Origin of the sequence: Streptomyces pseudovenezuelae (genome assembly GCF_029892565.1) — a bacterium.
In the GTDB taxonomy this organism is placed as follows: Bacteria; Actinomycetota; Actinomycetes; order Streptomycetales; family Streptomycetaceae; genus Streptomyces; species Streptomyces pseudovenezuelae_A.
In genome coordinates this window covers 891,258-905,404 of record NZ_JARXVH010000002.1, presented here as the reverse complement: position 1 = coordinate 905,404, position 14,147 = coordinate 891,258, and the positions used below count along the sequence as shown (strand labels likewise).

13 protein-coding genes and 2 pseudogenes are annotated in these 14,147 nt (G+C 69.8%); 4 read left to right on the top strand and 11 right to left on the bottom strand.

Annotated features, from left to right (window positions below):
- Positions 1-24: 24 nt before the first annotated feature.
- On the top strand, positions 25-216 hold the full coding sequence (locus M2283_RS08765) for a hypothetical protein (protein WP_280875522.1): 192 nt from the start codon (positions 25-27) through the stop codon (positions 214-216).
- A gap of 250 nt (positions 217-466) precedes the next feature.
- Here the strand turns inward: M2283_RS08765 and M2283_RS08760 are convergent, their stop codons facing one another.
- The 4 genes and pseudogenes from M2283_RS08760 to M2283_RS08745 all read right to left on the bottom strand — a co-directional run.
- A complete protein-coding gene (locus tag M2283_RS08760) occupies positions 467-1,327 on the bottom strand; it encodes a class I SAM-dependent methyltransferase (protein WP_280875521.1) in 861 nt (286 codons plus the stop codon).
- Positions 1,328-1,394: 67 nt separating this feature from the next.
- Positions 1,395-1,526: pseudogene (locus M2283_RS08755) on the bottom strand (IS5 family transposase); the annotation flags it as partial.
- Between the two features lie 578 nt (positions 1,527-2,104).
- Positions 2,105-3,088, bottom strand: coding sequence for an AraC family transcriptional regulator (locus M2283_RS08750; RefSeq protein ID WP_280875520.1), 984 nt, complete (start codon positions 3,086-3,088; stop codon positions 2,105-2,107).
- Between the two features lie 337 nt (positions 3,089-3,425).
- A pseudogene (locus M2283_RS08745) lies at positions 3,426-3,553 on the bottom strand (IS5/IS1182 family transposase); the annotation flags it as partial.
- A gap of 379 nt (positions 3,554-3,932) precedes the next feature.
- Between M2283_RS08745 and M2283_RS08740 the strand changes: the two are divergent.
- On the top strand, positions 3,933-5,738 hold the full coding sequence (locus M2283_RS08740) for a RecQ family ATP-dependent DNA helicase (RefSeq protein WP_280875519.1): 1,806 nt from the start codon (positions 3,933-3,935) through the stop codon (positions 5,736-5,738).
- A gap of 95 nt (positions 5,739-5,833) precedes the next feature.
- On the opposite strand, the gene M2283_RS08735 is transcribed toward M2283_RS08740, so the two are convergent.
- The 4 genes from M2283_RS08735 to M2283_RS51620 all read right to left on the bottom strand — a co-directional run bounded on the left by M2283_RS08735 (position 5,834) and on the right by M2283_RS51620 (position 9,197).
- Positions 5,834-6,016 carry a hypothetical protein gene (locus M2283_RS08735; protein WP_280875518.1) on the bottom strand — a complete coding sequence of 61 codons (183 nt, stop codon included), beginning with the start codon at positions 6,014-6,016 and terminating at the stop codon, positions 5,834-5,836.
- 251 nt (positions 6,017-6,267) lie between these two features.
- Positions 6,268-6,810 carry a pyridoxamine 5'-phosphate oxidase family protein gene (locus M2283_RS08730; RefSeq protein ID WP_280875517.1) on the bottom strand — a complete coding sequence of 181 codons (543 nt, stop codon included), beginning with the start codon at positions 6,808-6,810 and terminating at the stop codon, positions 6,268-6,270.
- 147 nt (positions 6,811-6,957) lie between these two features.
- Complete coding sequence (locus tag M2283_RS08725) at positions 6,958-8,619, bottom strand: phosphodiester glycosidase family protein (RefSeq protein WP_280875516.1); 1,662 nt, start codon at positions 8,617-8,619, stop codon at positions 6,958-6,960.
- A 131-nt stretch (positions 8,620-8,750) separates the two neighbouring features.
- On the bottom strand, positions 8,751-9,197 hold the full coding sequence (locus tag M2283_RS51620) for a helix-turn-helix domain-containing protein (RefSeq protein WP_348538899.1): 447 nt from the start codon (positions 9,195-9,197) through the stop codon (positions 8,751-8,753).
- 121 nt (positions 9,198-9,318) lie between these two features.
- Here M2283_RS51620 and M2283_RS51615 point away from each other — a divergent pair, with 121 nt between their 5' ends.
- Positions 9,319-9,705 (top strand): hypothetical protein, encoded by a 387-nt coding sequence (locus M2283_RS51615; RefSeq protein ID WP_348538898.1) that lies wholly within the window; start codon positions 9,319-9,321, stop codon positions 9,703-9,705.
- A gap of 612 nt (positions 9,706-10,317) precedes the next feature.
- Complete coding sequence (locus M2283_RS08715) at positions 10,318-10,941, top strand: hypothetical protein (protein WP_280875515.1); 624 nt, start codon at positions 10,318-10,320, stop codon at positions 10,939-10,941.
- 241 nt (positions 10,942-11,182) lie between these two features.
- On the opposite strand, the gene M2283_RS08710 is transcribed toward M2283_RS08715, so the two are convergent.
- The 3 genes from M2283_RS08710 to M2283_RS08700 form a co-directional block, all read right to left on the bottom strand.
- The gene (locus M2283_RS08710) at positions 11,183-11,950 is read right to left on the bottom strand and encodes an SDR family oxidoreductase (RefSeq protein ID WP_280875514.1); all 768 of its coding nucleotides are present in this window, start codon (positions 11,948-11,950) and stop codon (positions 11,183-11,185) included.
- Between the two features lie 146 nt (positions 11,951-12,096).
- Positions 12,097-12,693: a TetR/AcrR family transcriptional regulator gene (locus M2283_RS08705; RefSeq protein ID WP_280875513.1), complete on the bottom strand. Its 597-nt coding sequence runs from the start codon at positions 12,691-12,693 to the stop codon at positions 12,097-12,099.
- 82 nt (positions 12,694-12,775) lie between these two features.
- Entirely contained in the window at positions 12,776-13,603 is an 828-nt protein-coding gene (locus M2283_RS08700) for an SCO6745 family protein (protein WP_280875512.1), read from the bottom strand.
- Positions 13,604-14,147 lie beyond the last annotated feature (544 nt).

Sequence of the window (14,147 nt, the reverse complement as noted above, 5' to 3'; positions counted from 1 at the left end):
GCAACTCCGAGACGGGCCTACAACATGGCGGCGGCCCGCCGTGACCTGACCCAGGCGCTCGAGCAGGGTGAGCGGCAGGAGAGTCCCGTCGGCGGTTTCGTGTCGGGCGATCGTTGTCGTGCGGGCGCCGTCCGGTGTCACTGGGTGCACGTCGACCCCGAGGTGACCGAGCGCGTCATCCGCCACATCACCACCGACCACCCGGTGATCATGTAGCCCGGTTTCCGCCACGAACCCGGGGAACACCTTGAGCAGCACATCGGTACTTGTGGCCAGGCGGCCGGTACCGGCACGGCATGAGCATGCAGCGACCTGGTTGCCGGCGCGGGAGGACCTCGGTCGTGCGCCGCGGACCTTGGACGCGTACGCACGGGGTCTGGTGGAGTATGTGGCCTTGTGCGAGCGGGAGGGCGTCGATCCGCTGGTTCGCCGGCCGGGCGCACCTGGGGGCCGGCCGTCGTCGTGCTCAGTGTGCCGCGCGCACCGCCGAGACCAGTCCGCCGGCGCCCTCGTCCTGCTGCGGCGGAGTGAGCACCGGACGCCCGTAGGCCGCGGCGCGCTCACGCAGGGTGAAGGTCTCCGCCTCCCAGCCGAGGCCGTCCAGCCAGCCGACCGGGTCCTCCGGCATCTCCGAGACCCACATCGACGCCGGCGATCCCGCAGCGGCGTCCCCACGGAAGCGTTCGACCACACCGCGCGAGCCCAGTGTCAGGCCCATCCTGCTGCCTGCGGCGGACAGCGCACCGACCCGTTCCAGCAGCGACTGCACCGCGTCCTGGGGCAGATAGATCAGCAGTCCCTCGGCGATCCACACCGTCGGCTGCGCCGGATCGTGCCCGGCCGCGGCCAGGGCGCCGGGCCAGTCCTCGCGCAGGTCGACCGGGACGGTGATCCGCTCGCAGCGCGGAACGGCCCGCTCCTGACGCAGCACCGAGGCCTTGAAGCCCAGCGGTTCGGCCGTGTCGACCTCGAACAGCCGGGTCCCCGCAGGCCAGTCCATCCGGAAGGCCCTGCTGTCCATCCCGGCTCCGAGCAGCACGACCTGCCGGACGCCGGACGCGACCGCCCCCTCCAGCAGGTCGTCCAGGAACTTAGTCCGGATGACGATCGAGAAGGCCACACCCAGCCAGCGGCGCCGCGCCGCCTCGTCCGCACGCGGTGGCGGCGGCGCCCCGGGGCCGATCCCCCCGGCCGTGGCGAAGGCCAGCGCCAGCGGGTCCCGGAACAGCGGCTGCTCGCGTGCCGTCTCCATCGCCCTCACCCGGGCCACGCCCACAGCTGTGGCCCACACCCCGGACGGCTCGACCCGTCCCGCCGCATCAGTCATGTGTTCAGCCTAGGCCGCGGGGCGTGGGGTGTTGACGTGCAGGTCCCCGGTTGTGGATGGTTTGTGTTCCGCGCCAGCTCGGGGTGGATTCGGCGGTGATTCTGCGGGTCATGAGGTTGATCATTGCGAGGTGGATCATGGCCCCGGAACGGTGTGGGCGTGCTTCGTAGTCGCGGGCCAGGCGGTGGTGGCCCATCAGCCGCGGACTCACCCGCGAATCCACCCCCAACTGGCGCGACACCTGAACCTCGGCATGGCCCGTCCCATCCCATGAAGCCTGTCTCGTTCCAAGGGAGTTGGTATCGGCGATTGCTCCCGCCACCCTGTACGGGAACCTGACACGTGAGGGACGCAAGTGCCCATCTGTGACGAATGAAGCGAAGTAAACTAGCTGAAAACGACCTCAACTTCTTTGTGACGACTGCGAACCCGGACCGTCCGAGGACCGGACGCGGGGTTCTGCCTCATCAGTGTGCCTTCGGTACGGTCGAGGTCCGGGCCGGCGCCGACCCCGGCCCGGACCTCTCCGGTGTCGGGCAGTACACCGCGGCGGGGTCCAGGCCGCGTGTGCGCTGCCGACCCGCCCGCGGCTGTTTGGGGGGCGCCGACGGGCGGTGACCGGCCCGAAGGGGCGGAGATGGGCCGGCCGATGTCCGCGCGGCGGACCGAAGAGGCGGACGCGCGAACACCACGAATCTAAGGCGTGGTAGCCGCCGAGCACGATCCACTGAGCGCGACTGTTGTCCGCACAGCGCGGGGCGATGGTGTGGGCCGCGGTCACCTGGAACGAAGAGTCTGCGAGGGCAACTCGCCGAAGCGCGCTCGGTAGCGGGACGCGAAGCGGCCCAGGTGGTCGAAGCTCCAACGATGGGCGACCTCGCTCACGTTCACTTCGCCCGGTGTGCCGCGGCGCAGCTCGTCGTGGGCGCGGGTGAGGCGGACGTCGGTGAGGTAGGCCAGCGGAGTCATGCCGACGTACTGCTGGAAGGCTTCTTGGAGTCGCCGCACGCTCACCCCGGCGAGCACGGCCAACTCTCCTACCGTGAACGGGTGTTGCGGCATGCTGTGCATGGCCTCGACAGCACGCTTGACGGGGCCCGGGCGCAGGGCGGGTTTGGGTCGGTCGAGCTCGTCGCGGTAGCGGTGGCCGGCGGCGAGGAGGAGCCCGGTCAGCAGGGCCTCCTGGAGCGGGCGGGCGACCATCGGACGGCTGAGCAGCCCGCCGGCCCGCATCTCGTCGAACACCGCGCGGATCATCCGTACCCAGCTCAGGCCCGCGCCGTGCGCGACGTCGAGTTCGGGCGTGAGGACGACGGGGGTGCGCAGCGGTCGGCCGAGAAGACGTTCGAGTTGATCGTTGAGGGCCTTGGGGTCGATCTTCACGGCCAGCATGGAGCAGTCGGTGCTCACTCGATCCAGGGCCGTGTCGCCGTGCGGCTGGAAGACGGCGGCGTTCGCGGTGGTCGCCACCGCATTGGTGTGCGTTCCTTGACGCCAGGCCAGGTGGCCGCCCAGGGGGATGTCCACGTGGTAAGAGCCGAGTTCCCCGAACTGTATGCGCACCTCCGTGCCGAAAGAGAGTCGTCCGAGTGTGAGCGGACCGAGTGCGGCGATGTCGTACCGGGCCATGAACTCAGCGCTGCCGTCGGGCACGTCGATGAAGTTGGCGTAGAAGCGTTCTTGGATGACCTGCCGGGCCTCGTCCACATCCGTCGTCCGGAACTTCAGCAAATCCTGGCCCTGGTTGGGCGAGTGGTGCATACCGCAAACTCCTACACCTTCGGGCCGTACGAGGGACGGTGCAAATTATCGTCATCCGTTGCCTGCTGCCGTGGTCCCTATTTTTCCGTCTCACGGCGGATGTGGCCGGAACGAGACGTCGCCTCAGCCTGACCTTGTCGGAGATCCTGGAGGCCTGAAGATCAGTTGCTGACGGCCCGCCAGGACTTCAGGCGAGGGATCGGTTCAGAAAGTTCTGGAACGCGGTCGGTGGCCGGGCCGGAGGTACTCCGCCGACCGAAGACAGACCGCTGAAGCGCTCGCTGTTCACGGCGATGCCTGTGACCACATGCTGAAGGCGGGCCTTCGGCTATCCCCGGACCCGGATCCGCTTCGGGACCTCGATCATCTGTGGCGCGTCGCCACACTGGCCCGGGGTCACCAGGAGGCAAGCGGGCGGCAGCCTCCCTTACCGGCAAGGTGGATTTTGCAGGTTAGAGGTGGACGAAGGACGTCACGGTGCTCGAGTCAGCGGCGCTCGTACAGGACTTCGTCGACCAGGCGCTCGCCGCCGCCTGGCCGGATGCCATGGCGCCGACCGGGCGTGCGGGAGTGGAGATACTGGCCGCGCCTCCCGGACGGCGAACTGTCGGCACGCTGATCGCCCGTCCGCTCATGCCCCCAGACACAGTGGGCGGGCGGCCCCAAGACTGCTCGCCTCGCTCGTCCGTTGGGAAGCGCGCCAGCCTACGGTCGGATACTGGGCGCTGCGAACGTGCCGTGCAGATCTTGATATGGGCGACCGGCTCGCGTGAGGCGATTTCCCGGCGAAGCGGGGTAGCCGCCAGACACCCGGCGGTTGGACGCCCACTCTTCAAGGAGAACGATGTTCGCACTCACATCCCGTCGTCTGCGCGGGATCGCCCGTCGGGTCTTCGGCTGGCAGCAGTTGCGTCCGGCCCAACTCAGTGCGATGAAGGCCGTGATGAGGGGGCGTGACGTACTCGCCGTCATGCCGACGGGCGCGGGCAAGTCCGCCGTGTACCAAGTGCCCGCCGTCCTGCTCGGTGGTCCGGTCGTGGTCGTCTCGCCGCTGATCGCGCTTCAGCGGGACCAGATGCAAAGCCTGCTCGGATCCGGCGCGCTGCGCACCGCCGCCATCAACTCCGCGCAGCGCCGAAGCGACAACGAGACGGCATGGGCCCGCATCAGTGCCTCCTCGGTCGACGTCGTCTTCCTCGCTCCTGAGCAGCTCGCCAAGCCGGACGTCACGGACCGGCTCGCCGCCGTCCGGCCCCGGCTGCTGGTGGTGGACGAGGCACACTGCGTGTCGTCCTGGGGGCACGACTTCCGGCCGGACTACCTGCGGCTGCGCCACGCGCGCGAGCGGCTCGGCAACCCGCCGGTGCTCGCCCTGACCGCGAACGCGGCGGCTCCGGTCCGGCGGGACATCGCCGAACGTCTAGGCATGGACGACCCGGTGGAGATAGTCGCCGGCTTCGACCGTCCCAACATCCACCTGGACGTGTCGACCTTTCAGGACGGAGCCGCCAAGGAACGGTTCGTCGTGGAGCGGGCGGCCGCCGAGGAGAAGCCGGGAATCCTGTACGCGGGGACGCGGCGGGCAGCGGACAGCTACTCCGAGCAGTTGAGCGACCTCGGACTGTCCGCCGCGAGCTACCACGCGGGCCGGTCCGCCGCCGAACGCGGCCGAGCCCAGGACCGGTTCAGCTCCGGTGACCTCGACGTGGTCGTGGCGACCTCGGCGTTCGGGATGGGCATCGACAAGGCGAACGTGCGGTTCGTGCTGCACGCGTCCGTCCCCGGCTCACTCGACGCCTACTACCAGGAGATCGGCCGGGCCGGCCGCGACGGGGCACCGGCCAGGGCGATCCTCGCCTACCGCCCGCAGGATCTGGGCCTGCAACGCTTCTTCGCCGCCGGCGCCCCCGACGCCGACGCGCTGCGCCGTGTCGCCGAGCGACTGCGCGGTGAGAAGCGCGCCGTGGGCGCGACCCAGCTCCGGGCCGACTGCGAACTCAGCGCGACGGCACTGTCGGCCGTGCTGAACCTGCTGGAGGAGGCCGGGGCCGTCAGTACCGGACGGGACGGCAGCCGCTTCACCGGCGCGGTCGGCGCCGACGGCGTCTCTGCGGATGACGACGTCGACAAGGCTGTGCAGAGTGCTCTCGCCGTCCACGCCACGCACCGCAAGCTCGAACAGTCCCGGGTCGACATGATGCGCGGGTACTCCGAGACGACCGACTGTCGGCGGCAGTTCCTCCTTGGATACTTCGGCGACTCCGCCCCCGTCCCGTGCGGGGCGTGCGACAACTGCGCGAGCCCGCCGGCCAAGCCTGCGAGCGGGCTGAGGCGCGGGCGGTCCGGGGACACCGGACGGTCGCACAAGGCGGCCGCACGCCAGCGCCGGTGGAGCCGGGCCGGTGCGCGCGCAGGCGCCTCCGCGGGCGCCGTCCGGGCGGCGGAGACGGTCGCACGCCCCGGGGCGGACGAGCACGCCTACCTGCCGGGCGTCCGCGTGCGCCATGACCAGTGGGGCCAGGGCGAGGTCATGAGCGAGGGCGACGGCAAGCTCACCATCCTGTTCGAGTCGGTCGGCTACCGCACCCTGTCGCTGGCCGTGGTGACGGACAAACAGTTGCTCATGGCGTTGCCCGACTCACCGCGCTGACGCTGTCGCCCGAGGGGAGCTCGTACTCCCCCGTGCATGACGTCCCGGGCGCGCTCGCCGCGTGCCCGGGACGTCCCGCCGCGGCGGCCGCTTCATTACACCGCGGCGATGCCCTCCATGCCGGATGCGGCGAAGGAGGGCAGTCCTGTGACCGTCGTGATCTTGGCGAGGGCGCCGGTGTGCCCGGCACGGAAACCGTCGACGGTGCGGGAGGTCGTGTTCTGGACGTGAGCGAACGTGTGGGCGGCGACGGCGAGGCCGTTGGCACCCTGGGACATTGCGAACGGTATGGCGGCGATGTGTGCGGCTCCTCCGGCCTGGGGGGCGTGGGACCACAGTTGCCGCTGAGCGGCGAGGTGCGCAGGCCTTCGGAGGCCGCGTCAGAGTTTCGTAAGGTACGAGCGCTGAGCCGGTGATCCACGAGGGGGCGCCGATCGGGAATCCCCGCTGTCCGGGATGCAGGCGTTCCTTGCGGCCGATCAGCCGCATCTCCGACCGAGGCCGGGCGGGTCGCTCCACGCACGGACAGTCACGCCTCCGACATTCCCTGCTCGTCGGACCGCACGTTGTTGCCACTGTACTGCTGACGCTCCGCGCGCTGCTGGACGAGTTCCTCGACGGCACTGGGCAAGGTCGTCTCGAAGTCGATCAGCTTCGCCCACGTCGGCGTCATCACGATGCGGACCATGCCGTCGTACAGCGAGCGGACCTCGGCCTCCCACACGACCCGCTGCTCGGCCGTCATCCCGTAGGAGCCGTTCATCTCGAGGTACTCCTCGGGAATGCCCTCGACCTCGTCGAGTTCGACAGTGCCGCGGACGAGCAGGATCTTGGGCGGGTGCACTTCCGTGTCGATCGTGATGGCGACGGCCGGGTTGTTGCGGAGCGAAGCCAGCTTCGGGGCGTTCTTCGATGTGCACATCACGGCCTCCCTGCCGTTCCAGGCGAAGGCGATCGGGATGTTCCGCGGTGTCCCGTCCTTGGCCACGTAGGCCAGGCGGCACAGGTCACGGGCCAGCAGCTCCTGGCTCAGCGGGCGCGCGAGGATCTCGGTGATCTGGTCGTTCGTCATGACGGTCCTCCAGAGAGCCGTGCGACCACGGTGGTCGCCTCTGCCCCTGGGACGCAGCCGTCACGCCGTTCTCGACATCCGTGCCGAACCTTTCCTCGCACCCAGACGGACACAGGTCTGCGTAGGGTCGCGTGAACAGTGCCGTCCCTAGTGGATACGTGGCTGCGGCAGGACGTGGAGAGTGTCACCGACAGGTCGCTCACCGGTGGCGTCCGAAGGGGCGTTGACGAGCTTGCCGTTCACCGCCATCGCCGTCGAGCCGCCGCCGTCCAGGTTGAGGGCCTGGACGGCGCCGAGCGAGCGCATGAACTCGGCGCCCTCCTGCAAGGTGAATCCCTCGCTGCCGCCGGTGAGACGGCCGTCGACGGTGACCAGGAGGAGACGGCCGACCGCGTCGATGCCGGCCATGGTGCGCGGTTGGCGGGTGTTGGACCAGGCGTAGCCGAACGAGAGGTCCTGCGGGTCGAGCGTGCCTTCGGCCGCGGCGTCGATGCTGAGGCGGCCGTTCTTGACCAGGGTGGGTGCGGCGCTGACGATGCTGTCACCCCGCCCGAGCCGGACACGACGGCCCTTGGTGTCCCGTACGACCTCGGTGACCAGGACGCGCTGTCCGAGCGTGGCGTGCGAGGTCAGCCAGTCCGCTGCGGTGCCGATTCCCTGCAGGACCGTGTCACCGGCCGGGACACGGCCGCCCCGGGCGCCGGTGGACACGACCCGGCCTGTCGCGTCGAGCACCACCTGGGTGCCGGCGCCACTGGGCAGGGTCGCACCGAAGGCGGAGGTGAACCGGACCAGGTCGTCGCCGGTGTGGCAGGTGACGTCCTGCCAGGGCAGCGAACTCGGCGTCAGGCCGGGACGTCCGCAGTCCCGTACGGTGCCGGGGACCCGGTTGATGCCCTGCACGGCATAACGCGACGCGCCCGAGTGGGCGGTGACGGTCGACGTCAGGTCCGCCACCCGAATGTGCCGCCCTCCGTCTTCGACGATCAGGGCTGCGCGGGACCCCACGGCCATCGACTCCAACTGCCCGTCGTAGGCGGCGATGCCGGACTGGGTGCCCTGGACGCCGTCGGAGTCGGAGGTGACGAAGAAGCCTGCGTTGACGCCGACGAGCGAGCCGAGCTTCCCGGCCACCGACGACGTGGTCTCGCGCTGGGCCACGTTGCCGTCGTGGGTGCCCTCGACGGTGCCCGAGAACTTCCGCGGATCGATGACCGCGACATGGATGTTCTCCAGGTCCGCGGGCTGTCCGGCGTCGTATCCGGTCCACTCGGCGACGGCGTGGACACCGGCCGCGTTGACGGAGGTTGCGGCAGCCTGCGCTGCGGCCCGGCCGGTGTAGGAGCCCACGCGTACGCGCAGGCCCATCGTGCCGTGCGGGGTGTCGGCATACCTCGGCCATCGAACGGTCTCGGTACGCGGCTGGAATCCGGCGGCCCGCAACCGCACGGCGGTTTCGTCGGCCCAGGACCGGGGGCCCACCGCGGCCCAGGCCGCGGCACCGGTGAGACGGCTGGTCGTCGGAGCCTGCACGGTGACGGTCCACGTGGGCACGGCAGCGGCATTGCGGATCGTGCCCGTGCGCACCTGGACACCGGGGGCAACGGTCTGCGTCGTCCACTGAGCGCTCACCGACCCCTGGGAATCGGTCTGCGCCGACGCCGGGCCGGAGAGCGCGAACGGCGCGACGGCGGCCAGCACCACGGTCGTGATTCCCACGGCCCGGGCGCGTACGGCCCGTTGGCGCAGGCGTCCCGGAGCCATGCCCGGCCTGGAAGGAACGATGAGCCTGGTCTCGTTCTCGTTCATGGATCCTCACGGCTGCTGCAAGGGAGGCGACTGGCTGAACGCTTACATCGATCAGAACCCATACGGGAAACGTGCCCCCACCCCCTAGGCGAAGACCACACGAAAGATTCCCCAATAGCGGGCCACGGTCCTCACTCCCACGCCCCCGCCAGGCGTCGCGCGACGAGTGTGCTGAGGATGCGGACGCCTCGGGTGGAGGCGGGGTCGATGCCGGTGAGCCGCAGTACGCGGTTCAGGCGGTAGTCGAGGGTGCGCGGGTGGACGTTGAGGGTGGCTGCTGCCCGCCGGCGGTTCATGTCGCTGCGGTAGTAGGCGTCGAGTGTCGTGATCAGGTCGGGGCCCGGTTCCAGCTGCCGGGCCATGGTGCGCAGCCATGTGTCGATGGGCGGAGCGTCGGCGACGGCGAGTTCGACGAATGTGTCTTCCATGGTGTGCGGTCGCAATTGGACGGGCTGTCGCAGGGGTGTGGCCCGGCCGATGCGCCGGGCGCGGTCGTGGGCGTCGGCGAGTTCGGCGACCGGACCGAAGGCGGTGCCTGCGGCGCACGGCCGTGCCGCCGCGTGTGCGAAGTCCTGCACGACGTCCAGGGCGCGGGCGGCGGTCTGGGGCGCCGGTAGCTCGCTGTCGCTGGGGAGGAGGATGCTCAGCGTGCCGCCCTCCGGGGCGGTTTGCCAAAGGACGGGTATCCGGTGGGCCGTGATGAGCGATCCGCTCGCCCTGGGCGAGGTCGCCGTCGTCGTCGGCCAGGCGGACGACGGTCACGGCGTAGTACGCGGGCAGTTCCTCCCCCAGCAGGACGGCCAGTTCTTTGGCGGCGGGGTCCTGGTTGAGCAACGCCTGGGCCAGCAGGGCGACTTGGCCTTCGTAGGGCAGCCGTTGTCGGAGCACGCCGATGAATCCCCGGCGGTAGGCGCTGATGCCGCGTTCGCCCTGCAGGGCGAACCATGCCATGGCCGTCATGAGTTCTTCCACGTCGCCGTCGCGTCCGGCCGCGGTCGCCTCGTTGATCTCGCGCAGCATCAGCGAGGTGTGCACGTGCAGGACGCGCTGGCGGGACTCGGACGACAGGCCCGCTCTCGCGCGTAACTCGCCCATGCTCGCGATGTACTGGAGATCGGAGTCGCTGAGCGCGCCGTCGCCGGGGGCCAGGTCGACGGTGCGGTGCCGGAACCAGACGGCGTACTCGAGCGCTTCGGCTCTGGCCGTCGGTTTCGAGTCCAGGAACCGGAATTCCGGTATTTCCCGTACGTATGTCTCCACCTCGCGGTGCCCGAAGGCGGGTGCCCGGCGGGCGAGTTCGGTGAAGAGCTGTCCCATGGTGACGCCTCCGGCCGGTGCGGTGGGTTCGGTGGAGCGTTGGGTGGGCGGTTGTGAGCATGGCATTTGCCGATGGACGTCAACAGCCCTGATTCGGACCGGCGGTCGGCGGATTGTCATGGTGCGTGAAGGCGTGTCGGCGCGCCCCGGCGTTTCTTGTCACGGTGCGCAAAGTCCCCGACCCCGGGCGCCCTGCCCCACCGGCAGCCCTTGTGGGGCGAAAGGGACGTGGGCTCAATGAGCCGGGAACGACAGCGCAACCGAGACGAGGCCACCGACTCAAGAGGAGCCGCGGGCCTCGGGCCGGAAACCCCATTCCGGCCCACCGCGATAGCGAATCCACGCAACCGCCGCATACGGCACGCACGAAAGGAACACGCCATGTCCCGATTCCTACGCGGCCGGCTGGCCGCCCTGCTGGTGGGCACGTTCGCGCTCGTCGGTCTGGCCGCGCTTCCCGCGCAGGCCGGCACCTCGGGGGCATCCGGCGTCAACCGGTACCTCAGCGACGTCAACCTCAACGGCTACTGCCGCAACACGTTCACTCCCGCGGGCGGACCCGAGGCCACATCGGTCCAGTCCTCGGGCAGCGCGTCCGGCTGGTCCTGCTACGCGAACGGCACATACACGCCCCTGTCGATCACCGACGCCTGCCGCTATCAGTTCGCCGAACTGGTCTCCCGCGGCTTCCTCGTCACCGAGGACCCGAACAACACCAGCGTCACGGACCGCAGTTGCTTCGGCGTCATCAACACGCGTCTGGAGCGCGGCGGCATGGACCTCGCCGGCTACTGCAAGTCCCTGCAGGGCGGGTACACCGGGGCCTACAACTCGGGTGGCAACGTGGATAGTTGGTACTGCGACGGTCCCGCCGACGCCCGGCTCGACCTCAACTCCGCCTGCAAGTGGCAGAACCAGTCCTACGTCGCCAGCGGTTACGTCCTCGCCGCGGCCTACGCCAACTACGGCGCGTGGAACCGCATAGGTTGCATCGCGATGGCCTGATCGCGCACCACCCGGTATCGGACCACCCGATACGGGTATCGCAGCGCACGATCACCCACGATCGTGCTGGAGGTCCGGACTCCGACCCGGACCTCCAGCGCGATCGCGAGCAGCTTCTTCGCGGCATCGAGGTACTGGTCGCCCCCACCCCGCGGTCCGCGCAGCTTCGTGCACCGCGACCAGGCGGCCGAGCCTGTCCAGGGCGGGTTGCAGCGTGCAAGGCCTGGAGGGGGTTCTGCTCCTACCAGTCGAGCGCGAACGGCAGGAAGGGCGTGTCGTCCGGTGCGGCTTTGCGGGCGGCGAGTACACGCCGGCCGGGCTCACCTGCGGGCACCCGCAGAGGCGGCTCGGGATCTTCGATGGTGTCGGCGACGACGGCTGCGACCTCCTCGGGGGTGACGGACTCACCTCGCAGGGAGCCGAGTTGCGGGTACAGCAAGCTGTAGGGGTCACCCTCGGTGATGAAGGACTTGGCGCGAGCGGCGCCGTTGGTGGACACGGCACCAGGTTGGATGAGGGACACCTTGATGCCGAAGGGCCGGGTCTCGATGGCCAGCGTCTCAGCGAGCGCTTCCAGCGCCCATTTGCTTGCTCCGTAGGGGCCGATGATCGGCAGGGTGAGCCGGCCCTGGATACTGGACATGAAGACGAGGCGGCCTGATCCTCGCTCCCGCATGGCGGGCAGCAGACCCTGCGCCAGCCGCAGGGGACCGAGAGTGTTGAGCTGGAAGAGGGCCTCGACCTCGGATATGGGAATGGCCTCCAGTGGACCCCGGATCGTCGCGCCGGCGTTGCTGACGAGCACGTCGACCTCTCCGGCGGCACGCAGCGCCTCGTCGATGCTGTTCTGGTCGGTGACGTCGAGGCGCAGCAGCTGGTCGACGGGGAGATCGTCGAGGTCCTCGGGGCGGCGGGCGGTGGCGATGACCCTGTGGCCGCGGGATGCGAGCTCGATTGCGGTTGCCCTGCCGATGCCCTGGGAAGCACCGGTGATCAGTACGGATGCCATGCCTGCCTCCTTGCGCGCCCGCTGAATTATGTCGCTCGGTATACTTACAAACGAAACACGATCAAGGAGAAACGGCAAGCCGAGGGACACCCCTGGGGGTACCAACGCGGTCAGAGGGTCAGGCCCTCGGCGGGGAGGGCCTGCGCCTACAAGGACGTCTCGACGCCCTCAGTGAGATCCCGGGCGCGGTCGGCCAGTACCGTCTGGACCGCGTCGAACGGCTCCGGACTGCGCAGCGCGCGCGAGGTGACCAAGGCCCCCTCGACCGCCGCGATCACTGCGTGCGCGAGCTCCCGGGCGGCAGCGTTGCCCACGCCCAGCACGATCAGCTGGAAGGCCATGCCGTCGATCATCGCCGCGAACGCCCGGCGGCTGACCGCGTCGAGCTCCTCGGACTCCTCGCCCGCCTCGATCACCAGCGGAGCCACAGCGCAGCCGCGCTGATAGCCGCTGCCGACCATGCCCTCCCGGGCCCGGTCGAAATAGGTGCGGACCAGGGCCTCCGCGGACGACGAGGAGCCGGCCAGCCGGTTGATCTCCTCCACCTGTTCGCGGGCGTGACTGTCGGCAGCCTCCGCCGCCATCTGCACCTTGCCTTCAGGGAAGTGGTAATAGACCGATCCGCGTGGCGCCGCACTCCGCTTCACCACGTCCGACAGCGCCGTGCCGTGGTATCCCCGCTCGCGGATGAGCTGCCGAGCAGCCGCGACCATGCGCTGCCTGCTGTCCGTACGCCTAGTCATGCATCCACTGTAGTGCGAACTTGCCATTGATATATATGCCGAGCATCATAATCCGTGTGCGTCAGCCGACGGTCGCTTCTCGTCACTGCGACCCCGCGGCCACCAGCGCCGCGGTGATGGGTTCGAGCTCGGCGACCAGCTCGTCGAACTCGGCGGGAGACAGGGCGTCGTACGGCGGAGCGGCGAGCTCGTCCGTGAGGGCTTCGATGCGTTGCTTGGTCTCCCGGCCTGCGTCGGTGAACCGGCCGTCGCTGTCGACGAGCCCGCGCTCGCGCAAGCCGTCCATGACCGCGGCCAGCCGCTCCCTCGGCAGGTGATGGATGCGACCGAACGACTCCGGCGGGTGGATGCCCATGTCCAGCGCGCTGAGCACGTGGGCCTCCGTGCCGCCGATGCGCGCGCCGACGAGAGCGGCGATGTGCCCGTCACAGCGGTGCTCGCGCAGCATGGTCGCGGAATGCCACAGCCGGGCGACCGGGTCGCTCGGCACCGGAAGAGTACGCATCCCGGCGTACATCACCCGGCCTTCTGTGGGCGCGCTCGTCGCGGCTTTGGTGGTCAGGTCTGCGGCGCGCACCAGACCCGGGGAGTCGGCCAGTTCGTCGCCGAGGATCCGCCGTACGGAGGCCGCGCTGCCCCGCTGCCGCGCGGCGACGGACGCCTTGGGCGGGATCGTCTCCCACGCGCTCGGGATGTGCCGCGCGACCTCCCCGTCGGCGAAGCTGTAGAAGGCCGCGTGCACGACCTGCGCCGGCACCCGCCCCAGCGGCGCGGCGCGGCTGGCGAAGTAACCGTCCCAGTAGGTGCGGTGGCCGAGCGCGGCAAGCTCCTCGTTGCACTCGTCGGCGACGAAGGCGACCAGGCAGATCGGCTCCAGGAGCTCGAACATGCGACGGGCGATGTCAGTCATGTCCCACATCATGCCTGCGGTCATGACCCGTTGAGCGGTACGGACCGCTGGAGAGGCTCCGGGGTGCGGCAGTCGAACATCCGACTCTCCGGTAGCTCGACCTGATCTTGACCGACCGGCGAAGCCCGATTACGGCCGCTCAAAGAGGCCGTCCCCCGAGCGCATCGGACCGTCGTCAATCGCGTCGTCCACGCCACAGGCCCGCCCCGCAACGGCGTACCCCCGCATCGACGTTGGCGAGCGACCAGACGCGCCCACCGAGAGTCCGTGTGGCGACCGGGGTGGTGCTTTTCGCGCCAGATTGGGCAGTGGCGGTTTTCGGCCGGACCTGACACGGACTCAACTCCCTTTCGGCCGGGCCGGGTTCGCAGACACGGCCGGCCACGGGTGACGGGGCCCGCCTTGGCCAGGATGCCAGGGCCCAGGACGCCGAACGGGCGGCCGCTGGTCGATGTCCGTCCGGGCGAGGGCGGTCCGTGGATTGGTGTGTTATCCGCCCTTCTTCGCTCGGCCAATCGCCCTTGCGCTCCCCCGACGGGGCGCC

Excerpts from the sequence above, each read along its gene's own strand:
- M2283_RS08715 (WP_280875515.1), top strand. The coding sequence starts at position 10,318 with ATGTCCCGATTCCTACGCGGCCGGCTGGCCGCCCTGCTGGTGGGCACG.
- M2283_RS51615 (WP_348538898.1), top strand. The coding sequence starts at position 9,319 with ATGAGCGATCCGCTCGCCCTGGGCGAGGTCGCCGTCGTCGTCGGCCAG.
- M2283_RS08730 (WP_280875517.1), bottom strand. The coding sequence starts at position 6,810 with ATGACGAACGACCAGATCACCGAGATCCTCGCGCGCCCGCTGAGCCAG.
- M2283_RS08710 (WP_280875514.1), bottom strand. The coding sequence starts at position 11,950 with ATGGCATCCGTACTGATCACCGGTGCTTCCCAGGGCATCGGCAGGGCA.
- M2283_RS08740 (WP_280875519.1), top strand. The coding sequence starts at position 3,933 with ATGTTCGCACTCACATCCCGTCGTCTGCGCGGGATCGCCCGTCGGGTC.
- M2283_RS08750 (WP_280875520.1), bottom strand. The coding sequence starts at position 3,088 with ATGCACCACTCGCCCAACCAGGGCCAGGATTTGCTGAAGTTCCGGACG.
- M2283_RS08705 (WP_280875513.1), bottom strand. The coding sequence starts at position 12,693 with ATGACTAGGCGTACGGACAGCAGGCAGCGCATGGTCGCGGCTGCTCGG.
- M2283_RS08725 (WP_280875516.1), bottom strand. The coding sequence starts at position 8,619 with ATGAACGAGAACGAGACCAGGCTCATCGTTCCTTCCAGGCCGGGCATG.
- M2283_RS08700 (WP_280875512.1), bottom strand. The coding sequence starts at position 13,603 with ATGACTGACATCGCCCGTCGCATGTTCGAGCTCCTGGAGCCGATCTGC.
- M2283_RS08735 (WP_280875518.1), bottom strand. The coding sequence starts at position 6,016 with ATGTCCCAGGGTGCCAACGGCCTCGCCGTCGCCGCCCACACGTTCGCT.
- M2283_RS08760 (WP_280875521.1), bottom strand. The coding sequence starts at position 1,327 with ATGACTGATGCGGCGGGACGGGTCGAGCCGTCCGGGGTGTGGGCCACA.
- M2283_RS08765 (WP_280875522.1), top strand. The coding sequence starts at position 25 with ATGGCGGCGGCCCGCCGTGACCTGACCCAGGCGCTCGAGCAGGGTGAG.